Source organism: Mycolicibacterium stellerae, assembly GCF_003719305.1.
GTDB lineage: Bacteria > Actinomycetota > Actinomycetes > Mycobacteriales > Mycobacteriaceae > Mycobacterium > Mycobacterium stellerae.
In genome coordinates this window covers 147,903-169,255 of the sequence record NZ_RARC01000012.1, presented here as the reverse complement: position 1 = coordinate 169,255, position 21,353 = coordinate 147,903, and the positions used below count along the sequence as shown (strand labels likewise).

The following is a 21,353-nucleotide window of genomic DNA, read 5'->3' as shown; positions in this document are numbered from 1 at the left end:
ACGTCGACCCCGGCGTACTCAGCGGCCGGCGGCGAAGGCGCCAACCAGGGTGTTGCAGAACGCGGGAAGATCGTCGGGCTTGCGGCTCGACACCAGGGTGTTGGGCCCACGGGAGCACACCACCACTTCCTCATCGACCCAGTTGGCGCCCGCGTTGACCAGATCGGTGCGCAGGGTCGGCCACGAGGTGATCATCCTGCCGCGCACCACGTCGGCGTCGATCATCGTCCACGCGGCGTGGCAGATGGCCGCCACCGGTCGGCCGGAGTCGAAGAAACTTCTGGTGAACTGGACCGCCGAGGCGTTGCCCCGCAGGAAATCGGGATTCGCGACGCCACCGGGCAGAACCAGTCCGTCGTAGTCGGCTGCGGTGACGCTGTCGGTCGCCTTGTCCGCCTCGAACGTGTCCGCCGGGGTGAGGTGGTTGAACGCCTGAATCTTGCCGACCTCCGTGGACACCAGCTCAGGTGTCCCGCCCGCTTCTTGCACCGCTTTCCACGGTTCGGTCAGTTCGACCTGTTCTGCGCCTTCCGGGGCGACCAGGAAAGCGATGCGCTTGCCCGCCAATGTCGTTGGCATGCCGTGCCTCCTTTCGCATGAAGCTCACCGGCCGCATACCCGGCGCGAAGGAGGGTCAACCACCGATCAGGTCGCCGCCCTCGTCGACGAGGGTGCGTGACGGTTCGTGTGGTTGTTTGCCGTACCGAAACAAATGTGACGAAAACGACTGTGAATTACCGACTGTCGTGGCCGCGGATGTGTCGGATAGCGCCGGTACACTCGAACGTGAGCCGGGCATCATGCCTGGCACATCGCGCTTTCACCGACGAGCTGCGCGCTGGTGAGCACGAACAAAGGAACGAGCGTGACTGCATTGCAGGACTGGCTCAACATTCGCCCATTCGATCCGAGAAGCCAGGTGAAGGCTGTGATCAGTGCGTTGCGCGGTGAGACCACCGAGGATGCCTCCGATGTCGACGTCGAGCACGTGTTGATCCGGCCGGGCATCGAGCGCTGCTGAGCCGCCTCGCCTTATCGGGTGAATCTAGATCGCCGCGGTCGAAGGATTGGTGGGCACGATTCTGGCGAGGGTAGACATCACCGTTTCGGTTATCGCTGCCAGATCGGCGTCGTCGTCGGCTGCCAGCCACTGCCGGTAAGCCGCACGGAACACATCGATCCCAACGCGGGCGGCTAGTTCTGCGACGTGTGGGTCGACTCCGCGTTGCTGCAGCGCGCCACTGAACGCGCCGGCCATCTGCTGCTGTTTGATCAGATCGCGTTCGAGCAGGTCTGGGTTCGCTGCGATCATGGCGTCTCGTCGGCGTTGAGATTCCCGCGATCCCAGACTTTTCCAGTCGAACCCCGCCAGGGCCCGCGTCACTGACTGGAGCGGATCCGCGACATCGGTGGCACGGAGAATTTCCTGGACGAGAACCGCGCCGAGCTGCTCGGCATCGACGAAAAGTATCGCTTGCTTGTCTGAGAAGTACCGGAAGAAGGTCCGGGTGGTGACGCGGGCCCGCTTCGCGATCTCGACGGCGCTGGTGTCTTGGAAGCCCCGCTCTTCGAATAGTTCCATCGCGGCCTGCTTCAACCGCTCTTGGCTGCCGTGTTCCCACCGAGGCACGGCGCCATGTTACGGCAACGATGACACGCCGTGACAACGGATTGGTCGCCGCTCAAGGCCTTTATGTCACGCCGCGACATCAGTGCTACGGTGATGTCATGCCGCGACAACAGCTACAAGTGAGGAACCGTCCAGTGAGGGCTAGACCTGCCGTGACGCTATTGACCGCCGAAGTCCGCTGTGCACGACGCCGAAAGGGGACCTCCCATGGCGACCAGTGACAAGGCCGCGGAAGTACTGCTCGGGCAGGCCGGGAAATCTCCCGCGTACTGGTATCGCGGTGTGCTGTGGAACATCCTGATGTCGGCAGACCAGACGCTCGGTGAGTTCACACTCCTCGAGCAAATCATTCCCGCGGGAGCCGGTCCGCCGGCGCATGTCCACGAGCGGCAAGCCGAAGGCTTCTACGTCCTCTCCGGCGAGCTGGAGTTGGTGGTCGGCCTCGACGATGAGATCGTGCGGGCCGAACCGGGCTCTGCGGTCTGGGTTCCGAAATCCACCAGGCACTCGTTCCGAGTCGTATCCGACGAGGACGTCCGCCTGCTGAATTTCTACACTCCGGGCGGGTTCGACGATCACCTTCCGTTTTACGGCGTCGAGGCCACGGCTCAGACCCTTCCGCCTGCTGAACTCGGGGTTTCGGTGTTGGACAGGGAACGCATGGCTACGTCGCACGAGACGCGGGAGGCCTATCTTCAACGGCTCGCCGACATCGCCGAGGGGACCTGGGACTTCTCGGTCGCCGACCCTACTGCGCACTAGGGAATGCCCTTCCCGCACACGCCTGCAAGCTGACAATCACGGCAAGCTGATCGGCGCGACGACCGCCGTTGCGCCTCTCGGGAAACGGCGGGGGAGCCGACGAACGGGACTGCCGGGCCTCGAGCGCTGCAAAGCCTCTAGCGCGGTGACCGGTGCCTGCCGCCCGACGGCGGATCCGTTGGCGTTTCGATCATCTGGGCGGGGGAGTCGTCATCACCTTCTACCTCGGTGAGGGTCTCGGCCGGTTCGTCGGCGTGTTCGTTGCGCCCACTGATGAGCAGCGCCAGGATCGCACCGATGACGCAGACGATCGCGGTGATGCCGAACATCTCGCCGTACTGCATGGCGAATGCGGTCTTGTATTTCGCGGCCTCCGCCGCGAGCTTCGCGACCAGATTGTCGGCCTTCTCGGCGGGCAGTGACTGCAGGATCTGGTTGAACCGGTAGAGGCCCCATGCGCTGAGCGCGGCGATACCCACCAGCATGCCGATCATCCGGGCCACCACCACCGCGGCCGACGCGATGCCGTGCTGGGCGGCCGGCACCACCCGCAGGGTCGCCGACGTCAGTGGGCCGATGACCAGGCCAAGACCGAGCCCGGCGATCGCCAGGTCGGTATCGAGCACGGGCAGCGTGATGAAGCCGAGGTCGTGGCGGGCGGCAAGCAGATCGACGGGCCACTGCGCGATCAGGTAGTAGCCGGCCGCGGCGATCAACAGACCGAGACAGGCCACCGCGCGGTCGCCGATCCTGGTGGCGATCCAGCCACCGAGCAGAGCGCCGATCGGCAGGGCGATCAGGAAGCGCAGCAGGAGGAACGCCGCCTCGTTCTGGTCCTGGCCGAGGACACCCTGACCGAACAGCTCGACGTTGACGAGCGTGACCATCAGCGCGGCGCCCGCGGTCAGCGATGCGCCGAGGGCGGCCAGGAACGGGCGGAAATGCACACCTGCGGGTTCGATCAGCCGGGTTTTGGCGAAGCGTTCCCAGACGAAGAACGCCACCGCGGCGACCAGTGCCCCGATCAGCAGCGGCGGGCCGTAGGACGGCAGCACCTGCTTGCCGTCCGGCGCCGGGTTGTACATGCCGACGACGATGAGCCCGAGCGTGATCGCCAGCAGCACGCCGCCTGCGATGTCAACCTTTTCCGGGTGATCGCTGCGCATCCGCTTCGGAAGGCTGAAGTGGACCATCACCATCGCGATCACCGCCAGCGGCACGTTGACCCAGAACACGGCCTGCCAGTGGTGGAACAAAAAGACCATCGCGATGCCATACATCGGACCCAGAACGCTGCCCAGCTCCTGTGCCGCGCCGATGCCGCCGAGCACACCGGCCCGGTTGCGCGCCGCCCAAAGGTCGGCCGCCAGCGCCAACGTCACCGGTAGCAGGGCACCGCTGGCGGCGCCCTGGATGACTCGTCCGACGACGAGGATCGTCAGGTCCGTCGACATCGCAGTGACGACCGAGCCGATCGCAAAGCCCGCGAGGCTGACCTGAAGCAGCATCTTGCGGCCGAACCGGTCCGACGCGCGGCCCAGCAGCGGCATCGCGGCGATGTAGCCGAGCAGGTAGCCGGTGACGATCGGTGTGACGCGCTGGATCTGATTGATCGCGATCCCCACGTCGGACATGATGTCGCGGATGATCGTGACCACGACGTACGTGTCGAGGGCGCCGAGCAGCACCGCGAGGGCACCCGCGCTGATCGCGATTCTGCGGCTCCGGCTCGTATGCACCGGCGCTGCGGCGGTCATCAAACGGCGGGCTTGGTGACGGTGACGGGCTTGTCCCAATCAGACAGCGTCATCTGAACACTGGTGCCGTCCTTGGGCTCCAGCTTGGCTTGCACCAGCTTGTGATTGCCGTCCTTCTCGATCCACGCGGTGCCGGGTATCGGTCCCGTCGCCGCGATCGGCGGCGCGATCGCGTTCACGGCCTCGGCGCTGACCTGACCGATCACCTTCACGGTCTCGACGCCGTTGATGGTCTCGGTGCTGTCGGACTTGGGATCGCTGAAGTTGGCGAGCACATTCGCCAGACCCTTGTCCGGATTCAAGATGGCCGAGATGTCGTACACGTCGGCGGCCGGACCAAGGTCGATGAAGCTGTCACCGGAAAGCGCGGCGTAGAGGTTCGAGTCGATCACGACGAACTTGGCGTCCACATCGCTGCCCTGAAACGTCAGCTTGGTGTTGCCCTGCGCGGCGACGGCGGGATCTTGGGTCAAGTCGCCGCTGAGGGTCTTGATGGGGAAGTCCTGGATCTCACCTTCCACCGTCAGCTCGAGGTGCACGCTCTTGAGCGCACGGGTTGCGGTGTTGGAGTCCTTGAGCAGCGTCGCGGCGTCGGGCAGCGAATCGGACGACTTATCCGACGAGGACGAACAACCTGAAATAAGTACTAAAGCCGCGAAAAGTGCGGTGATAATTGGCCAAAGAGATCGGACTGCGTTTTTTGGGCGCGTCTGCATGAGTGCATCGTAGAGGGTGGCGCTGCGTACCCTGTTGTGCGTGTTCACCGGAATCATCGAAGAGCTCGGCGAAGTCGTCGGCAAGGAAGACCTCGCCGACGCGGCACGGTTCGTCATCCGCGGACCCGTCGTCACCGCCGACGCCGGCCACGGTGACTCCATCTCGGTCAACGGCGTCTGCCTGACGGTGGTGGAGGTGCAGGCAGGCGGCCAGTTCACCGCCGATGTGATGAAGGAGACGCTGGATCGGTCGAGCCTTCGCGGTGTCGGTGTCGGCAGCCACGTCAACCTCGAACGCGCCGCTGCGCTGAACGGCCGACTGGGCGGACACATCGTGCAGGGCCACGTCGACGGCACCGGGCATGTGATTGCGCGCACACCTTCGGAGCATTGGGAGGTGGTGCGGATCGCGTTACCCACCGCACTGTCGCGCTACGTCGTCGAAAAGGGTTCGATCACGGTCGACGGTGTCTCGCTGACCGTCTCGGGTCTCGGTCACGACTGGTTCGAGGTGTCCCTGATCCCGACCACGCTGCAGATGACGACCCTCGGCCGGGCAGCGGTCGGTACCGACGTCAACCTCGAGGTGGACGTGATCGCCAAATACGTCGAGCGGCTGATGTCCCGCGACGACTCGTCCACCTAGGCCAGGACGTGGCTCGGCCCGCCACCTGAGGGGGGAGCAGGTGACGGGCCGAGTACTTGAGCGGAGTATTGCGACTCCGCTAGTTCACGGACGCACTCGATGGCGCGGTGTTCCCGGTGCCACTCGCGGACTTGGGGTTGGGTGTCGGGTCGGACTTGAGGTCCGGCGTGAGGGGGTCCACGCCGTTAGGAGTCACCGGCGGCGCGACGCGGTTGGTGCCGATGTCGCCATAGACGCCCCTGCAAGCGGCCCTCCAGCCGTCTTCGGCGCCGCGCAGCTTCGCGCCCGCCGCGTCCATGCCTGCCTGGTCGCCTGCGTTGTGTGCCGCTTTGTACTCCGCGACACCGCTGATGTAGTCCTGCTGCAGGGTGTAACAGGCGAAGTCGAGGCTCGTGCTGGCTGGTCCCGGCGGCGGGACGGGCAACGCCTGGGCTGCGGGCGCGAAAGCGGCAAATGAGCCTGCGAGCGCGAATGCAGCGAAGGTGGTCTTGGCGGCGAACTTGGCGGAAAGCTTCATGGTGATCTCCCTGGTGTCGTACTGCTTGGCTGTTGAGGGAAATGATCCTGTTCAACGGGGCGCCTCCGTAATCGCGCGGAAGCCAGATTCCGCTGTTCAGAGGGCAGGATTTACTAGCCGCCAGGTAAGCGACGAGGACAAAGAGTGAATTCACCACGCAGTGCAATGAGCGGGCGCGATAATAACGGCAGGCCGGGCCCGAGCAAAGGAAGTACGCAATGAAGAAGCTGGCAGTAGTGCTGTTGACGGCCGGTGCGGCCGCGGTCGCCCCGATTGCCGTCGCACCGGTGGCGCAGGCCGAGATCTGCGCGGGCGCGGGCGGACGCCACGTCGCGGTGGGCGGATGTACCAATGTCGCCGGTGATGTGGCCAGGGGGGTGGCCATCGCGTCGGCCGCAGATCCCTACGTTCCCGGCGAGGTGCCGTGCTACACCGTCGAAGGTGTGCCCTACTACACCCCTCCTGGCGACCCCTGCTGAACCCAGGCGAGCAATAATCGCCACTTCGTCGTGGTTCATACTGGATACGGCGACGATGGTTCCGGCCGGAACCGGCAAGGGTGGCAAGAATGACGAGGTTGGACTCCGTCGAACGGGCAGTTGCCGACATCGCGGCGGGGAAGGCCGTCGTCGTCGTCGACGACGAGGACCGTGAGAACGAGGGCGACCTCATCTTCGCCGCCGAGAAGGCCACCCCCGAGCTCGTCGCATTCATGGTCCGCTACACGTCGGGTTATCTGTGCGTACCGCTGGACGGGGCGGTCTGCGACAAGCTCGGGCTGCTTCCGATGTACGCGGTCAACCAGGACAAGCACGGCACCGCCTACACCGTGACGGTGGACGCAAAGGTGGGTGTCGGCACCGGAATCTCGGCCTCCGACCGCGCCACCACGATGCGGCTGCTGGCCGATCCGAGCAGCGTGGCCGACGACTTCACCCGGCCCGGCCATGTTGTTCCGCTGCGCGCCAAGGACGGTGGGGTGCTTCGGCGGCCCGGCCACACCGAGGCCGCCGTCGATCTCGCCAGGTTGGCGGGCCTGCAGCCGGCGGGCGCCATCTGCGAGATCGTCAGCCAGAAAGACGAAGGCGCGATGGCGCAGACCGATGAACTTCGGGTCTTCGCCGACGAGCACAACCTCGCGCTGATCTCGATCGCCGACCTCATCGAGTGGCGCCGCAAGCACGAGAAACACATCGAACGCGTCGCCGAGGCCCGCATCCCTACCCGACACGGCGAGTTCCGCGCCGTCGGTTACTCGAGCATCTACGAGGACGTCGAGCACGTTGCTCTGGTCAGGGGCGATATCTCCGGGCCGCACGCCGACGGCCATGACGTGCTGGTCCGTGTGCACTCCGAGTGTCTGACCGGCGACGTGTTCGGGTCCCGCCGCTGCGACTGCGGCCCGCAACTGGACGCCGCGCTGGCGATGGTGGCCAGTGAGAACCGGGGCGTGGTGCTGTACATGCGCGGCCACGAGGGGCGCGGCATCGGGCTCATGCACAAGTTGCAGGCCTACCAATTGCAGGACGCAGGCGACGACACCGTCGACGCCAATCTCAAGCTCGGCCTGCCCGCCGATGCCCGCGACTACGGCATCGGAGCACAGATACTGGTCGACCTCGGCGTGCGGTCGATGCGCCTGCTGACCAACAACCCGGCCAAACGCGTCGGTTTGGACGGCTACGGCCTGCACATCATCGAGCGCGTTCCTCTGCCGGTGCGTGCCAACGCAGAGAACATCCGCTATCTGATGACCAAGCGCGACCGCATGGGCCACGACCTGAGCGGGCTCGACGACTACGACGAGGTGGTTCCTGGCGAATTCGGCGGGGCGATTTGAGCGGGGGCGCGGGAGTTCCCGAGCTGCCACAGCTCGACGCAGCTGACCTGACGCTGGCGATCGTGGCGAGCACCTGGCACGAGACGGTCTGTAATGCCCTGCTCGACGGTGCCCGCAAGATCGCCGCCGACGCTGGCATCGACAACCCGACGGTGGTGCGGGTGTTGGGCGCGATCGAGATTCCCGTGGTGGCGCAGGCGCTGGCGGCCACCCATGACGCCGTCATCGCGCTCGGTGTGGTGATCCGTGGCGAGACACCGCATTTCGACTACGTCTGCGATGCGGTGACCCAGGGCCTGACCCGGGTGTCGCTGGATCTGTCGACCCCGGTAGCCAACGGCGTGCTGACCACGAACACCGAGCAGCAGGCGCTGGCCCGAGCCGGCCTGCCCGATTCGACTGAGGACAAGGGCGCACAGGCCGCCGCCGCAGCATTGTCCACCGCGCTGACGCTGCGCGACCTGCGCAAGCGGTCATGAGCGCCCGAAGACGACCGCGAGTGAGGATCGCAGCGAGGAACGAGCGAGGACCGGAGCGAGCGGGGAGTCAAGGCATCAGGCACTGGGACCTCGAGGTACGGCCACACCTGACACCGTATTTCGCCTATGGCGCGGCTGCGGTGATCCTGGCCGTTCACGTGACTGTCGGTGTGCTGCTGAAGATTTCGTCGACCGGGGTCATTTTCCAGACCGCCGACCAGGTGGCGATCGCGCTGCTCGGCGCTGTCATCGCGTGCGCGGTGCTGTTGTTCGCCCGGCCACGGTTGCGCATCGGTGCGCCAGGTGTGGAGGTGCGAAACCTGGTCGGCGACAAGCTGATTCCGTGGTCGGACGTCGTCGGGGTGACGTTTCCGCCTGGTGCGCGGTGGGCTCGCGTCGACCTGCCCGACGATGAGTACATCCCGCTGATGGCGATCCAGGCTGTCGACAAGGACCGTGCCGTCGAGGCGATGGACAACGTACGCGGTCTCATCGCCCGCTACCGGCCCGACCTCACCGCACGCTGAGCGACATCGGTACTTCGTCACGGGCGTTGGCGCCGTTGCCCGCCACCGGCGCGAAGCCAAGGCTTTCGTAGACGCCTCTGGCGACGGTGTTGTCCACCGCCACCCGCAGAGTCACGAGGCGGGCCTGCCGGTCGCGTGCCCAGTCCACGGCGGCGGCGACCAGAGGTCGGGCAAGCCCATATCCGCGGGCCGCCGGGTCGAGCCACAGTGAGTAGAGGTAAACGGTTTCGGCGTTTTCCTGCTGCGCACCGATCAGGCCGACCGGACGCTCGTTGAGCATCGCGGCGAACTGCGCATGGTCGCGTAGGCGCCTGCGCCACTGCGCGGCGGTGAAGGTGGACTCCTGACGGTACTGAGGGTCGTCGGCACCGAGGGAGTCAGTCAGCGCCCGTAGCCGGACCGCTGCGAACAGCCGCCAGTCCGATTCCGTCAGCCGGGTGACCCGCGCGGTCACCGAGGATCGCCCATCACCAGCCCCTCGCGGCGCGGGTCCGCCCCGCCGGTCCACCCCTGCGAGCCGCGGATGATCGCCGACAAACCACTGGACTGGTCGGCGAGGTCGACCTGGTGGCCGAGCTTGCGCAGGCCAGCCACCAGCGGATCGTGGTCACCGTTGTCGGTGGTGTCGATGTTGGGGTGTTCTCCACCGACATTGGTCTTCGGTGAGTTGGCCGCGCCGAAGTCCACCATGCCAACCGCCTGCTGCGGATCCATTCCCCAATCAATCATTCCCACAACGGTTTTCACGACGAACTGAATGATCACCGCGCCGCCGGGGGACCCCAGCGTTGCAAACAGCGGGCCGCGGCCGGTGCCGGACTTCTCGAAGATCAGGGTGGGTGCCATCGTGCTGCGAGGCCGCTTGCCGCCCTGCACCCGATTGGGCACGGGCACCCCGTCAGGACCGGCAGGCTCGGCGGAGAAGTCGGTCAGCTGGTTGTTCAGAATGAAGCCGTCCACCATGTGGAACGAGCCGAACTGCGACTCAACGGTCGTGGTCAGCGCGGCGGCGTTGCCCTGCGAGTCGACGACGCTGATCTGGCTGGTGCCGTGCTCGGGGACGGGCACCGGTGTCGACGGGGGCGCCCCGAACTCGCCGGGCTTTGCGGTGCCCATGCTGCGCTGCTCGGAGATGAGTGCGGCCCGCTGCGCGAGGTAGGCGCTGTTCAACAACGTGTTCGGGGTTCCACCGGGCAGCGGCACGAAATCCGTGTCGGCGACGTACTTGTCGCGGTCGGCGTATGCCAGGCGCTCGGCTTCCGAGATCAGGTGCACTCCCATCACGGACGGCTTTCCGCCGTTGAGGTCCATGTCGGTGGGTTTGTGTTCGTTCATCGGGAAATGATCGAGAACACCGAGCGTGGAGGCCACCGCGATGCCGCCGGACGAGGGTGGCGGCATGCCGCAGACCTCCTTGCCGCGGTATGGCATGCAGATGGGCTCGCGAAGCTTTGCGGCGTAGCCGGCCAGGTCCTCCGTCGTCATCAGGCTGGGCGTGCGGCCCCCGGAGGTATCGGCCGCTGCGGCGACGATCGCCTTGGCGATATCGCCGGTATAGAACGAATTGGGGTCCGCTGCGATGACACCCAGTGTCTTTGAGTACGCCGGGTTGGTGAGTTTGGTATCGGCTGTCTTCGGGCTGCCGTCGGGGTTGAGAAAGTAGGCCGCGGCTTGGGGATCGACCTTCAACTTTGACGCAGCGTCGGCGATTGCGGAGGCCAGCCGTGGGCTGATGTCGAAGCCGTCGTCGGCGAGTGTCACCGCAGGGGCGAACAGGTCGCGCCACGGGGTCTTGCCGTGCTGTTGGTGGACGTCCATCAGCAAGCGGAGGATGCCCGGCACACCGATGGAGCGGCCGGATCCGCGCGCGTCCGGCTTGGGTTCGGTGCGATCGGTGTTCGAGATCCAGCGCAGATAGTTCTCATCGGCCGCGGCGGGAGCGGTCTCCCGGCCGTCGTATGCCTGCACCGACTTGGCCGCGGCGTCGTAATAGAGCAGGAACCCGCCGCCGCCGATCCCCGACGACTGCGGCTCCACCAGGCCAAGCACGGCTTGCGCGGCGACCAGGGCGTCGGCCGCCGTCCCGCCGTGCTTGAGCACCTCGCAGGCCTCCTGGGTGGCCAGCGGATTGGCCGTCGCGACCGCGTAGCGCGCCGTGTGCACGGCAGTCATGTCCTTGCGGTAGCCGGTGGCGACCTCGGGTTGCGAACCGGTGGCCTCGGAGGTCTTCGGCGCAGGGGAGCCGTTCTCGACGATCGCGCACGGGCCGGCCGCCGACGGTGGCGGTTTCTCCTGCGCACCGCATCCGGCCAGCACCAGGACGACCCCTGTCAGCGAGGCCGTCAGCTTTCGCAATGACGGGGTCCGCATCACTTGACGGTAGATCATCGGGGCGCGTCCGACACACCCCCGAGTCGTCCCCTCGCTGCGCGGTGGGCCCATCGCTCCTGCCCGCCGAACCACCGGCAGTAACCTGGAATCCGTGCCCGATCCCGCGACGTACCGACCGGCGCCCGGATCGATCCCCGTCGAGCCCGGCGTCTACCGGTTTCGCGATCCGCACGGCCGGGTCATCTACGTTGGCAAGGCCAAGAGCCTGCGCAGCCGGCTGAACTCCTACTTCGCCGATATCTCCGGGCTGGCACCGCGAACCCGCCAGATGGTGATGGCCGCGGGCAGCGTCGAGTGGACGGTGGTGAGCACCGAGGTCGAGGCGCTGCAGCTGGAATACAACTGGATCAAGGAATTCGACCCGCGGTTCAACATTCGATACCGCGACGACAAGTCCTACCCGGTGCTGGCGGTGACTCTCAATGAGGAATATCCGCGGCTGATGGTGTACCGGGGCCCGCGCCGCAAGGGGGTCCGGTATTTCGGGCCATACTCGCATGCCTGGGCTATCCGCGAGACGCTCGATCTGCTCACCCGGGTGTTTCCGGCCCGGACGTGCTCGGCGGGAGTTTTCAAGCGGCACAAGCAGATCGACCGACCGTGTCTGTTGGGGTACATCGACAAGTGTTCGGCCCCATGTGTGGGCCGGGTCTCCGCAGAAGAACACCGGAAGATCGTGGTGGACTTCTGCGACTTCCTGTCCGGGAAGACCGACCGGTTGGCACGGGATATGGAACGCGAGATGACCGCGGCTGCCGAGCGACTCGACTTCGAGCGCGCGGCGCGGCTGCGGGACAACATCTCCGCGCTCAAACGCGCACTGGAGAAGCAGACGGTGGTGTTCGGCGATGGCACCGACGCAGACGTGGTTGCCTTCGCCGACGACGAACTCGAGGCCGCCGTGCAGGTGTTCCATGTGCGTGGCGGTCGGGTGCGCGGTCAGCGCGGCTGGATCGTCGAAAAGTCCGGTGATCCAGAGGATTCCGGACAGGCTCACCTGGTCGAACAGTTCCTCACTCAGTTCTACGGGGACCAGGCCGAGTTGGACGGTGCGGCCGACGAGTCGACCAACCCGGTGCCGCGGCAGATCCTGGTTCCGGTCCTGCCGCCCAACTCCGATGAACTGGAAACGTGGTTGTGCGGTCTGCGCGGGTCACGGGTGGCGCTGCGGGTACCGATGCGCGGCGACAAGCGGGCGCTGGCCGAAACGGTCAAACGTAACGCGCAGGATGCGCTGACACAGCACAAGCTAAAACGTGCCGGTGATTTCACCGCGAGATCTGCTGCACTGCAAAGCATTCAGGAGGCACTCGGGCTGGCGGATGCACCTTTGCGCATAGAATGCGTCGACATCAGCCACGTTCAGGGCACCGACGTGGTGGCGTCACTGGTGGTGTTCGAGGACGGTCTCCCGCGCAAGTCCGACTACCGGCACTACGCGATCCGGGAGGCGGCAGGCGGCGGTCGCTCCGATGACGTGGCGTCCATCGCCGAGGTGACGCGGCGTCGGTTCGCGCGGCACGTGTCCGATCTGCAGAACACCAGTGTGTTTACCGCGGAAGGAAAATCGCGCCGGTTCGCCTACCCGCCGAACCTCTATGTGGTCGACGGCGGCGCCCCACAGGTCAACGCGGCGGCGGCGGTCCTCGACGAGCTCGGGGTCACCGACGTGGCCGTCATCGGGCTGGCCAAGCGGCTGGAGGAGGTGTGGGTGCCGTCGGAGCCGGACCCGGTGATCATGCCCCGCAACAGCGAAGGGCTCTTCCTGCTGCAGCGGGTGCGCGACGAAGCACACCGGTTCGCGATCACCTACCACCGGAGCAAGCGGTCCAAGCGCATGACGGCATCGGCGCTGGACTCGGTGCCAGGGCTGGGGGAACACAGGCGAAAGGCGCTGGTCACGCACTTCGGGTCGGTGGCACGGCTCAAGCAGGCCAGCGTCGAGGAGATCACCTCGGTGCCCGGTATCGGTGCCACAACCGCAAACGCGGTGCTTGAGGCGCTCGGCGTAGCCGCTGATTCGTCAGCGCCCGCCCCGGTTATCGGCGATGATCAGAGCAGGGCATCGGGATGACGGATCAAGGCGCAGGCGACGATTTGCGGGGGCAGGACGCTTCCCGCGGCACGGGCACGGAATCGGGGATCGACGTCGTCCTGGTGACCGGGCTCTCCGGGGCGGGGCGCGGCACGGCGGCCAAGGTGCTCGAGGACCTCGGTTGGTACGTGGCCGACAACCTGCCGCCCGAGCTCATCGCCCGCATGGTCGACCTTGGGTTGGCCGCGGGCTCGCGGATCACCCAGCTCGCCGTGGTCATGGACGTGCGGTCGCGTGGTTTCACCGGGGATTTGGATTGGGTGCGTAAGGATCTGGCGACCCGAGACATCGCACCGAGGGTGTTGTTCCTTGAGGCGTCCGACGACATTCTGGTGCGCCGCTACGAACAGAACCGCCGCAGCCATCCGCTGCAGGGCAACCAGACCCTCGCCGAGGGCATCGCCGCCGAGCGCGCCATGCTGGCGCCCGTGCTGGCGACTGCGGACCTGATCATCGACACCTCAAAGCTGTCCGTCCCGGCGCTGCGCGAAGCCATCGAAGGCGCCTTCGGCGGTGAGACGGTCGCCTACACCAGCGTGACCGTGGAATCATTCGGCTACAAGTACGGGTTACCGATGGATGCCGACACGGTGATGGACGTCCGGTTCCTGCCGAACCCGCACTGGGTGGATGAGTTGAGACGGCACACCGGTCAGCATCCAGCAGTTCGCGAGTATGTGCTGGGGCAGCCGGGGGCGGCGGAGTTCCTCGACACCTACCATCGACTGCTGGACCTCGTCATCGAGGGATATCGGCGGGAGGGGAAGCGCTACATGACCGTTGCCATCGGCTGCACGGGCGGAAAGCATCGCAGCGTTGCGATGGCCGAGGCACTGGCGGGGCGACTGCAGGGCGGTGACCAACTCAGCGTGCGGGTGCTGCACCGGGATCTGGGCCGCGAATGAGCTCGCGCATCGTCGCGCTTGGCGGCGGCCACGGCCTGTACGCCACCCTGTCGGCCGCCCGCAGGCTCAGCCCGCATGTCACCGCCGTGGTCACGGTCGCCGACGACGGCGGCTCATCTGGCCGGCTGCGCAGCGAGCTCGACATCGTGCCACCGGGTGATCTGCGAATGGCGTTGGCCGCGTTGGCATCCGACAGCCCGCATGGCCGGCTGTGGGCGACGATCCTTCAGCACCGATTCGGTGGAAGTGGCGCCTTGGCGGGCCATCCCATCGGCAACCTGCTACTGGCCGGGCTGAATGAGGTGCTCGCGGATCCCGTTGCGGCACTTGATGAACTGGGCCGGGTCCTCGGCGTCAAAGGTCGGGTGCTGCCGATGTGCCCGATCGCACTGCAGATCGAGGCGGACGTCGCCGGCCTGGAGTCGGATCCGCGGATGAGTCGCGTGATCCGCGGGCAGGTGGCGATCGCGACGACGCCTGGCAAGGTGCGACGGGTGCGGCTGCTGCCGAGCGATCCGCCCGCCACCCGCCAGGCCGTTGACGCGATCATGAGCGCCGACCTGGTCGTGCTCGGGCCCGGGTCCTGGTTCACCAGCGTCATCCCGCATGTCCTCGTGCCGGAGCTGGCGTCCGCGCTGCAGGAAACCTCGGCCAGGCGTGCGCTGGTGCTCAACCTTGCCGCCGAGCCGGGGGAGACCGCCGGGTTCTCCGTCGAGCGGCATATCCATGTGTTGGCCCAGCATGCGCCGGGATTCACGGTGGACGAGATCATCGTCGACGCGGCTCGGGTGCCCAGCGAGCGAGAGCGGGAGCAACTGAGCCGGACCGCGACCATATTGGGTGCCGGAGTTCAGTTTGCTGAGGTGTCCAGACCTGGTACACCTTTACATGACCCGGCGAGGTTGGCCGCGGCGTTCGAGGGGGTCCGCTTGCGTGGAATGGAACCGGGCGGGACCCCTCGGCAGCCGTCAGTTCCCACACCCGCCCGGATAGTTGACGGACCGAGAGGTGACGACCCGTGGCGATGACAGCCGAGGTCAAGGACGAGTTGAGCCGGCTTGTCGTCAATTCGGTCAGTGCGCGCCGTGCTGAGGTGGCCTCGTTGCTGCGGTTCGCAGGCGGTCTGCACATCGTGTCGGGCCGTGTGGTGGTCGAAGCCGAAGTGGATCTCGGCATCATCGCGCGCCGCCTTCGCAAGGACATCTTCGATCTGTACGGCTACAACGCCGTCGTTCATGTGTTGTCCGCCAGTGGAATTCGCAAGAGCACCCGGTATGTGGTGCGGGTCGCCAAGGACGGTGAGGCGCTGGCCCGCCAGACCGGCCTGCTCGATCTTCGTGGTCGCCCGGTGCGCGGATTGCCCGCACAGGTCGTCGGCGGCAGCGTGGCCGATGCGGAGGCCGCCTGGCGCGGCGCCTTCCTGGCGCACGGCTCGCTGACGGAGCCCGGTCGGTCGTCCGCGCTCGAGGTCAGCTGTCCGGGCCCGGAGGCGGCGCTGGCACTGGTTGGCGCGGCGCGACGGCTCGGCGTCAGCGCGAAGGCACGCGAGGTGCGTGGCGCAGATCGCGTCGTCGTGCGCGACGGGGAAGCGATCGGCGCGTTGCTGACCCGGATGGGCGCCCAGGACACCAGGCTGACGTGGGAAGAACGCAGGATGCGGCGTGAGGTGCGGGCAACAGCCAACCGGCTGGCCAACTTCGACGATGCGAACCTGCGGCGCTCGGCGAGGGCTGCGGTGGCGGCGGCTGCGCGGGTCGAGCGGGCGCTGGAGATCCTCGGTGACAGCGTTCCCGATCACCTTGCGGCTGCGGGCAAACTCCGCGTCGAACACCGCCAGGCGTCGCTGGAGGAACTCGGCAGGTTGGCTGACCCGGTGATGACGAAAGATGCTGTCGCAGGCCGCATTCGGCGACTGCTGTCGATGGCTGATCGAAAGGCCAAGCACGACGGCATTCCCGACACCGAGTCGGCCGTCACCCCGGATCTGCTCGACGACGCCTGATTTCTTTCCGCTCGTTTTTGCGCTGACGGTCGCACTTTCCGCCCGGCACGACCATCGGCGCAATCTTCTGGGTCTTTGTTTGCCGAGCGTGCCCGCCACTACCGTGAGCGCATGCAGACGCTGAGGGTCGGGGCGGCCTATCCGGACCCGCCGTTCAACGGCATGGCCGACGACGGCGGACTGGACATCGACCTGATGACCGCGGTCGCCGACAAACTCGACATGCGCGTCGAGTTCGTTCCCTATGAAGGAGCGGACTTCAACGGCATCTTCGACGTGTTGACCGCCAAGGACTTCGACTGTGTCGCCGCGGGCACCACGGTCACGCCGGAGCGGGAGAAGAAGGCGGACTTCGTGCCGCCCTACCTGATTTCGGGCCAGTCGCTGGCCGTCGACACCCGCCGCCTGCCCAACGTGCGGTCCGTCGACGATCTCGGGGGTCTGACGATCGGCGTGCAGCAGGGCAACACCAGCGGGCCGATCGCCGAGAGGCTCGTCGCCGACGGCAGGGCCGCCCGGGTCAGGGTCTATGACTACGGCGCCATCCGCACCGCGCTCGATGACCTCAGCACCGGCGGCTGCGACGCGTTCATGAAGCTCGCGCCGGTGCTCACCGAGCTCGTCAAGCCGATCGCCGACGTCGAGGTCGTGCAGCGCGGGCTTTCCACCGAGAACATCGCCGTCGCGGTGAGCGCAGGCGACCAGAAGCTCCTCGCCAGGATCACCGTTGCGCAGGCCGAGCTCGAAGAGGACGGCACCCTGCAGCGAATCCGGCGGAAATGGCTGGGCAACCCGTACACCGACCAAAGCCTCGGAATGCTCTGACCAGCCTTCGCGTGATGACACTCACACCACTACGCTGGCCGGTGAGCATCGAGGCAAAAAAGGGAGACACAAGTGACCATCCGGGTTGGCGTTAACGGCTTCGGCCGCATCGGACGCAACTTCTACCGGGCCCTGGCGGCGCAGAAGGCCGAGGGCAAGAGCACCGACATCGAGATCATCGCGGTCAACGACCTGACCGACAACGCCAGCCTGGCGCACCTGCTCAAGTTCGACTCGATCCTGGGCCGCCTCCCGGAGGAAGTCAGCCTTGAGGGCGAGGACACGATCGTCGTCGGCAGCACCAAGATCAAGGCTCTCGAGGTCAAGGAAGGCCCGTCGGCGCTCCCGTGGGGCGACCTCGGCGTCGACGTCGTCGTCGAGTCGACCGGCATCTTCACCAACGCCGCCAAGGCAAAGGGCCACCTCGACGCGGGCGCCAAGAAGGTGATCATCTCCGCACCGGCCACCGATGAGGACATCACCATCGTGCTCGGCGTCAACGACGACAAGTACGACGGCAGCCAGAACATCATCTCCAACGCGTCGTGCACGACGAACTGCCTCGGCCCGCTGGCCAAGGTGCTCAACGACGAGTTCGGCATCGTCAAGGGCCTGATGACGACCATCCACGCCTACACGCAGGACCAGAACCTGCAGGACGGCCCGCACAAGGATCTGCGTCGCGCCCGCGCCGCCGCGCTGAACATCGTGCCGACCTCCACCGGCGCGGCCAAGGCGATCGGCCTCGTGCTGCCCGAGCTGAAGGGCAAGCTCGACGGCTACGCGCTGCGGGTGCCGATCCCAACGGGATCGTGCACGGACCTGACCGTCGAGCTCTCCAAGGCCGCGAGCGCCGACGTGATCAACGCCGCGATGAAGGCGGCCGCGGACGGCCCGTTGAAGGGCATCCTGAAGTACTACGACGCGCCGATCGTGTCGAGCGACATCGTCACCGACCCGCACAGCTCGATCTTCGACTCGGGCCTGACCAAGGTGATCGACAACCAGGCCAAGGTTGTTTCCTGGTACGACAATGAGTGGGGTTACTCCAACCGGATCGTGGACCTGGTCGCGCTGGTCGGCAAGTCGCTCTGAGGGGCGAGCGAAGCGACGGGAGGATAATTCAGCCGATGGCTGTCAAGACGCTCGACGACCTACTCGCAGAAGGGGTTTCGGGTCGGGGCGTGCTGGTTCGCTCCGACCTCAACGTCCCGCTCGACGACGACCGCAACATCACCGACCCCGGCCGGATCATCGCGTCGGTGCCCACGCTCAAGGCGCTGTCGGACGCGGGCGCGAAGGTCGTCGTCACTGCCCACCTCGGCAGGCCCAAGGACGGCCCTGACCCGAAGTTCTCGCTGGCCCCCGTCGCCAAGGCGCTGGGCGAGCAGCTGGGCCGTCACGTCCAACTCGCCACAGATGTGGTGGGTTCCGATGCGCTGGCCCGCGCCGAAGGGCTGACCGACGGTGACATCCTGCTGCTGGAGAACATCCGCTTCGACCCGCGCGAGACGAGCAAGGACGACAACGAGCGGCTGGCGCTGGCCGGGCAGCTGGCCGAACTCGTCGCCGCGCCTGACGGAACGCCGGGGGCGTTCGTCTCCGATGGCTTCGGTGTGGTGCACCGCAAGCAGGCGTCGGTCTACGACGTCGCGACCCTGTTGCCGCATTACGCGGGCACGCTGGTGGCCGCCGAGATCAAGGTGCTCGAGCAGCTGACCAGCTCGACCGAGCGACCCTATGCGGTGGTGCTTGGCGGCTCAAAGGTCTCCGACAAGCTTGCGGTCATCGAGTCGCTCGCGGAGAAGGCCGACAGCCTCGTCATCGGCGGCGGAATGTGCTTCACTTTCCTGGCCTCACAGGGTGTTTCGGTCGGCACCTCGCTGCTCGAAGAGAGCATGATCGACACCTGCAGGAAGCTTCTGGACACCTACGGCGACGTGATCCATCTGCCCGTCGACATCGTGGTGGCCGAGAAGTTCGCGGCGGATTCCCCGCCGGAGCGGGTGCCCGCCGACCAGATCCCAGAAGGCAAGATGGGCCTGGACATCGGGCCGGGCTCGGTGAAGCGGTTCACCAACCTGCTGTCGAACGCCAAGACCATCTTCTGGAACGGCCCGATGGGCGTGTTCGAGTTCCCCGCGTTCGCCGACGGCACCAAGGGCGTCGCCGAGGCGATCGTCGGCGCCACCGCGAAGGGCGCGTTCAGCGTCGTCGGCGGCGGCGACTCGGCGGCTGCGGTGCGTCAGCTCGGCCTTCCTGACGACGGCTTCTCCCACATTTCCACCGGCGGCGGGGCTTCACTGGAATACCTTGAGGGCAAGACGCTGCCCGGCATCGAAGTGCTGGGAAACTCGTGAGCCTCCTGAAGGGGACGTTGTGAGCCGCAAACCGCTGATCGCAGGCAACTGGAAGATGAACCTCAACCATTTCGAAGCGATCGCGCTGGTGCAGAAGATCGCCTTTTCGCTTCCGGACAAGTATTTCGACAAGGTCGACGTCGCGGTGATCCCTCCGTTCACCGACCTGCGCAGCGTGCAGACCCTGGTCGACGGCGACAAGCTGCGGCTCACCTACGGCGCGCAGGATCTCTCCCCGCACGATTCCGGCGCCTACACCGGCGACATCAGCGGTGCTTTCCTCGCCAAGCTGGGCTGCACATACGCCGTCGTCGGGCACTCCGAGCGGCGCACATATCACGCAGAGGACGACGCGGTCGTCGCCGCGAAGGCCGCCGCGGCGTTCAAGCACGACCTGACCCCGATCATCTGCATCGGCGAGCAGCTCGAGGTCCGTGAGGCGGGCAACCACGTCGAGCACAACGTCGAGATGCTGCGCGGTTCCCTGGCCGGGTTGTCGGCCGAACAGATCGGTGCGGCCGTCATCGCCTACGAACCGGTGTGGGCGATCGGTACCGGCCGGGTTGCCAGCGCGGCCGACGCGCAGGAGGTCTGCAAGGCGATCCGCGACGAACTCGGCAAGCTGGCCAGCCCGGAACTGGCGGCTGGCATCCGGGTGCTGTACGGCGGATCGGTGAACGCCAAGAACGTGGGCGAGATCGTGGCCCAGGAGGACGTCGACGGCGCGCTGGTCGGGGGCGCGTCGCTCGACGGCGAGCAGTTCGCGACGCTTTCCGCCATCGCCGCTGGCGGGCCGCTTCCTTAGGAAATTGGCGGCCGCCGCCGCGATGGTGGCGAGGCGATTCGCGCCTGATCAGGCTCGGCCTGTAGCCTGGCGGCCATGGAATTGGGCCTTCAGATCACGCTGGTGGTCACCAGTGTCCTGGTGATCATTCTCGTGCTGCTGCACCGCGCCAAGGGTGGCGGCCTGTCCACCCTGTTCGGCGGCGGCGTTCAGTCCAGCTTGTCTGGGTCGACGGTAGTGGAGAAGAACCTCGACCGGTTGACTCTGTTCGTCACGGGCATCTGGGTCGTCTGCATCATCGGCGTGGCGCTGCAGATCAAGTACGGCGCCTAGCAACTTTCCCCAATCGCCGCACATCAAGCGGCACGGCAGCTTGTGTGATTCAGTTGCGTATCGCCCATCTCGGGCACGTGACACGAGAGGCCGTATGAACACTCCGCAGGGGCCGCCGCATCGGCATAACCAGCCGCCGCCACATCGATATCCACCACCTCCGCCGTCGCAGCCGCCTGCGCACTACCGGCCGCCGCCGCCACCGCCGCAGCAGCCGTACCGCGGTCAGCCGCCGCCACCGCCGCCGCAGCAATATCGCGGCCAGCCGGCGCCTCCGCCGCCGCAGCACCATTACCAACCTCCGCAGTACGGCCGACCCCCCGCGCCCCAGCAGCCCGGGCAGCAGCCGATGCCCTACCGCCAGGGCGGCGACGGCATCGTGGTGAACACCCAGTTCTTTCCGCTGGCTTGGGTGCTGTTCTTCGTGAAGCCGAAGATCGCCGTCGACGGCCAGGAGACGCCGGTCTCGGGCTGGGGTCGTACACATCTGCCCGCCCGGCCCGGTCAGCACCACGTACACGTGCACGTGCCGTACTTTCTGCCGCCGAAGCTGGGGCCGGCTGACGTGACGGTCGATGTGCGCCCGGGTCAGGTGGCCGAACTCGAGTACAAGGCGCCGATGTGGGCGTTCAGCGCCGGCTCGCTCGGCGTCGGTCCACAGAAGTACAACGGCGTCGGCATCACCCTTGCGGTAGTGGCGATTCCGTTCGCGCTCCTGTTCCTGGTGATTCTCCTCACGATCGTGATGGCTGCGATCTGACCGAAGCCGGTCCCGTCCTGCGGG

At 66.6% G+C, this 21,353-nt stretch carries 24 protein-coding genes; 17 read left to right on the top strand and 7 right to left on the bottom strand.

The genetic code is table 11. The features are described from left to right. Positions 1-18 precede the first annotated feature (18 nt). Positions 19-579 carry a type 1 glutamine amidotransferase domain-containing protein gene (locus D6M19_RS17270; protein ID WP_206428550.1) on the bottom strand — a complete coding sequence of 187 codons (561 nt, stop codon included), beginning with the start codon at positions 577-579 and terminating at the stop codon, positions 19-21. A gap of 286 nt (positions 580-865) precedes the next feature. On the opposite strand from D6M19_RS17270, the gene D6M19_RS17265 reads away from it, so the two are divergent. Continuing rightward, positions 866-1,021: a hypothetical protein gene (locus D6M19_RS17265; protein WP_164478532.1), complete on the top strand. Its 156-nt coding sequence runs from the start codon at positions 866-868 to the stop codon at positions 1,019-1,021. 24 nt (positions 1,022-1,045) lie between these two features. Here the strand turns inward: D6M19_RS17265 and D6M19_RS17260 are convergent, their stop codons facing one another. Beyond that, entirely contained in the window at positions 1,046-1,630 is a 585-nt protein-coding gene (locus D6M19_RS17260) for a TetR family transcriptional regulator (RefSeq protein ID WP_123026440.1), read from the bottom strand. Positions 1,631-1,837: 207 nt separating this feature from the next. Between D6M19_RS17260 and D6M19_RS17255 the strand changes: the two genes are divergently transcribed. Beyond that, positions 1,838-2,392 carry a cupin domain-containing protein gene (locus D6M19_RS17255; RefSeq protein WP_123026476.1) on the top strand — a complete coding sequence of 185 codons (555 nt, stop codon included), beginning with the start codon at positions 1,838-1,840 and terminating at the stop codon, positions 2,390-2,392. A 137-nt stretch (positions 2,393-2,529) separates the two neighbouring features. On the opposite strand, the gene D6M19_RS17250 is transcribed toward D6M19_RS17255, so the two are convergent. Continuing rightward, a complete protein-coding gene (locus D6M19_RS17250) occupies positions 2,530-4,149 on the bottom strand; it encodes an MFS transporter (protein WP_123026439.1) in 1,620 nt (539 codons plus the stop codon). Then, a complete protein-coding gene (locus D6M19_RS17245) occupies positions 4,149-4,865 on the bottom strand; it encodes an LppX_LprAFG lipoprotein (protein ID WP_123026438.1) in 717 nt (238 codons plus the stop codon). The genes D6M19_RS17250 and D6M19_RS17245 overlap by 1 nt, the downstream gene beginning before the upstream one ends. Positions 4,866-4,905: 40 nt before the next feature. On the opposite strand from D6M19_RS17245, the gene D6M19_RS17240 reads away from it, so the two are divergent. Continuing rightward, positions 4,906-5,511, top strand: a complete 606-nt coding sequence (locus D6M19_RS17240; protein ID WP_123026475.1) for a riboflavin synthase — start codon at positions 4,906-4,908, stop codon at positions 5,509-5,511. A gap of 79 nt (positions 5,512-5,590) precedes the next feature. On the opposite strand, the gene D6M19_RS17235 is transcribed toward D6M19_RS17240, so the two are convergent. Further along, positions 5,591-6,028, bottom strand: coding sequence for a hypothetical protein (locus D6M19_RS17235; protein WP_123026437.1), 438 nt, complete (start codon positions 6,026-6,028; stop codon positions 5,591-5,593). Positions 6,029-6,246: 218 nt separating this feature from the next. On the opposite strand from D6M19_RS17235, the gene D6M19_RS17230 reads away from it, so the two are divergent. The 4 genes from D6M19_RS17230 (at position 6,247) to D6M19_RS17215 (ending at position 8,874) form a co-directional block, all read left to right on the top strand. Further along, positions 6,247-6,507, top strand: coding sequence for a hypothetical protein (locus D6M19_RS17230; RefSeq protein ID WP_123026436.1), 261 nt, complete (start codon positions 6,247-6,249; stop codon positions 6,505-6,507). An 89-nt stretch (positions 6,508-6,596) separates the two neighbouring features. Then, positions 6,597-7,868 carry a bifunctional 3,4-dihydroxy-2-butanone-4-phosphate synthase/GTP cyclohydrolase II gene (locus D6M19_RS17225; protein WP_123026435.1) on the top strand — a complete coding sequence of 424 codons (1,272 nt, stop codon included), beginning with the start codon at positions 6,597-6,599 and terminating at the stop codon, positions 7,866-7,868. After that, on the top strand, positions 7,865-8,347 hold the full coding sequence (ribH, locus tag D6M19_RS17220; RefSeq protein ID WP_123026434.1) for a 6,7-dimethyl-8-ribityllumazine synthase: 483 nt from the start codon (positions 7,865-7,867) through the stop codon (positions 8,345-8,347). The genes D6M19_RS17225 and ribH overlap by 4 nt, the downstream gene beginning before the upstream one ends. A 74-nt stretch (positions 8,348-8,421) precedes the next feature. Next, positions 8,422-8,874 carry a PH domain-containing protein gene (locus D6M19_RS17215; protein WP_234834903.1) on the top strand — a complete coding sequence of 151 codons (453 nt, stop codon included), beginning with the start codon at positions 8,422-8,424 and terminating at the stop codon, positions 8,872-8,874. On the opposite strand, the gene D6M19_RS17210 is transcribed toward D6M19_RS17215, so the two are convergent. After that, positions 8,861-9,328 (bottom strand): GNAT family N-acetyltransferase, encoded by a 468-nt coding sequence (locus tag D6M19_RS17210; protein WP_123026432.1) that lies wholly within the window; start codon positions 9,326-9,328, stop codon positions 8,861-8,863. The genes D6M19_RS17215 and D6M19_RS17210 overlap by 14 nt on opposite strands. Further along, entirely contained in the window at positions 9,325-11,244 is a 1,920-nt protein-coding gene (locus D6M19_RS17205; RefSeq protein ID WP_234834901.1) for a gamma-glutamyltransferase family protein, read from the bottom strand. Before D6M19_RS17205 ends, D6M19_RS17210 begins: the two co-directional genes overlap by 4 nt. 112 nt (positions 11,245-11,356) lie before the next feature. Here D6M19_RS17205 and uvrC point away from each other — a divergent pair, with 112 nt between their 5' ends. From uvrC to D6M19_RS34830, 10 genes are all read left to right on the top strand, one after another. Beyond that, positions 11,357-13,339, top strand: a complete 1,983-nt coding sequence (uvrC, locus tag D6M19_RS17200) for an excinuclease ABC subunit UvrC (RefSeq protein ID WP_123026430.1) — start codon at positions 11,357-11,359, stop codon at positions 13,337-13,339. Beyond that, positions 13,336-14,265 (top strand): RNase adapter RapZ, encoded by a 930-nt coding sequence (gene rapZ, locus D6M19_RS17195; protein WP_164478531.1) that lies wholly within the window; start codon positions 13,336-13,338, stop codon positions 14,263-14,265. The genes uvrC and rapZ overlap by 4 nt, the downstream gene beginning before the upstream one ends. Beyond that, entirely contained in the window at positions 14,262-15,293 is a 1,032-nt protein-coding gene (locus D6M19_RS17190; protein WP_123026429.1) for a gluconeogenesis factor YvcK family protein, read from the top strand. The genes rapZ and D6M19_RS17190 overlap by 4 nt, the downstream gene beginning before the upstream one ends. Next, a complete protein-coding gene (gene whiA / locus D6M19_RS17185; protein ID WP_123026473.1) occupies positions 15,290-16,267 on the top strand; it encodes a DNA-binding protein WhiA in 978 nt (325 codons plus the stop codon). The genes D6M19_RS17190 and whiA overlap by 4 nt, the downstream gene beginning before the upstream one ends. Before the next feature lie 111 nt (positions 16,268-16,378). Then, positions 16,379-17,092, top strand: a complete 714-nt coding sequence (locus D6M19_RS17180) for an ABC transporter substrate-binding protein (RefSeq protein ID WP_123026428.1) — start codon at positions 16,379-16,381, stop codon at positions 17,090-17,092. Between the two features lie 72 nt (positions 17,093-17,164). Continuing rightward, positions 17,165-18,187 carry a type I glyceraldehyde-3-phosphate dehydrogenase gene (gene gap / locus D6M19_RS17175; RefSeq protein WP_123026427.1) on the top strand — a complete coding sequence of 341 codons (1,023 nt, stop codon included), beginning with the start codon at positions 17,165-17,167 and terminating at the stop codon, positions 18,185-18,187. A 35-nt stretch (positions 18,188-18,222) separates the two neighbouring features. Beyond that, positions 18,223-19,452, top strand: a complete 1,230-nt coding sequence (locus tag D6M19_RS17170; protein WP_123026426.1) for a phosphoglycerate kinase — start codon at positions 18,223-18,225, stop codon at positions 19,450-19,452. A 19-nt stretch (positions 19,453-19,471) separates the two neighbouring features. Then, the gene (tpiA, locus tag D6M19_RS17165; RefSeq protein WP_123026425.1) at positions 19,472-20,257 is read left to right on the top strand and encodes a triose-phosphate isomerase; all 786 of its coding nucleotides are present in this window, start codon (positions 19,472-19,474) and stop codon (positions 20,255-20,257) included. A 75-nt stretch (positions 20,258-20,332) separates the two neighbouring features. After that, complete coding sequence (gene secG / locus D6M19_RS17160; protein ID WP_123026424.1) at positions 20,333-20,569, top strand: preprotein translocase subunit SecG; 237 nt, start codon at positions 20,333-20,335, stop codon at positions 20,567-20,569. A 94-nt stretch (positions 20,570-20,663) separates the two neighbouring features. After that, on the top strand, positions 20,664-21,329 hold the full coding sequence (locus D6M19_RS34830; RefSeq protein ID WP_234834900.1) for a hypothetical protein: 666 nt from the start codon (positions 20,664-20,666) through the stop codon (positions 21,327-21,329). Positions 21,330-21,353 lie beyond the last annotated feature (24 nt).

Excerpts from the sequence above, each read along its gene's own strand:
- whiA (WP_123026473.1), top strand. The coding sequence starts at position 15,290 with ATGACAGCCGAGGTCAAGGACGAGTTGAGCCGGCTTGTCGTCAATTCG.
- D6M19_RS17250 (WP_123026439.1), bottom strand. The coding sequence starts at position 4,149 with ATGACCGCCGCAGCGCCGGTGCATACGAGCCGGAGCCGCAGAATCGCG.
- D6M19_RS17170 (WP_123026426.1), top strand. The coding sequence starts at position 18,223 with ATGGCTGTCAAGACGCTCGACGACCTACTCGCAGAAGGGGTTTCGGGT.
- D6M19_RS34830 (WP_234834900.1), top strand. The coding sequence starts at position 20,664 with ATGAACACTCCGCAGGGGCCGCCGCATCGGCATAACCAGCCGCCGCCA.
- D6M19_RS17255 (WP_123026476.1), top strand. The coding sequence starts at position 1,838 with ATGGCGACCAGTGACAAGGCCGCGGAAGTACTGCTCGGGCAGGCCGGG.
- D6M19_RS17190 (WP_123026429.1), top strand. The coding sequence starts at position 14,262 with ATGAGCTCGCGCATCGTCGCGCTTGGCGGCGGCCACGGCCTGTACGCC.
- D6M19_RS17245 (WP_123026438.1), bottom strand. The coding sequence starts at position 4,865 with ATGCAGACGCGCCCAAAAAACGCAGTCCGATCTCTTTGGCCAATTATC.
- rapZ (WP_164478531.1), top strand. The coding sequence starts at position 13,336 with ATGACGGATCAAGGCGCAGGCGACGATTTGCGGGGGCAGGACGCTTCC.
- D6M19_RS17270 (WP_206428550.1), bottom strand. The coding sequence starts at position 579 with ATGCCAACGACATTGGCGGGCAAGCGCATCGCTTTCCTGGTCGCCCCG.
- D6M19_RS17205 (WP_234834901.1), bottom strand. The coding sequence starts at position 11,244 with ATGCGGACCCCGTCATTGCGAAAGCTGACGGCCTCGCTGACAGGGGTC.
- D6M19_RS17225 (WP_123026435.1), top strand. The coding sequence starts at position 6,597 with ATGACGAGGTTGGACTCCGTCGAACGGGCAGTTGCCGACATCGCGGCG.
- secG (WP_123026424.1), top strand. The coding sequence starts at position 20,333 with ATGGAATTGGGCCTTCAGATCACGCTGGTGGTCACCAGTGTCCTGGTG.
- D6M19_RS17235 (WP_123026437.1), bottom strand. The coding sequence starts at position 6,028 with ATGAAGCTTTCCGCCAAGTTCGCCGCCAAGACCACCTTCGCTGCATTC.
- D6M19_RS17180 (WP_123026428.1), top strand. The coding sequence starts at position 16,379 with ATGCAGACGCTGAGGGTCGGGGCGGCCTATCCGGACCCGCCGTTCAAC.
- D6M19_RS17230 (WP_123026436.1), top strand. The coding sequence starts at position 6,247 with ATGAAGAAGCTGGCAGTAGTGCTGTTGACGGCCGGTGCGGCCGCGGTC.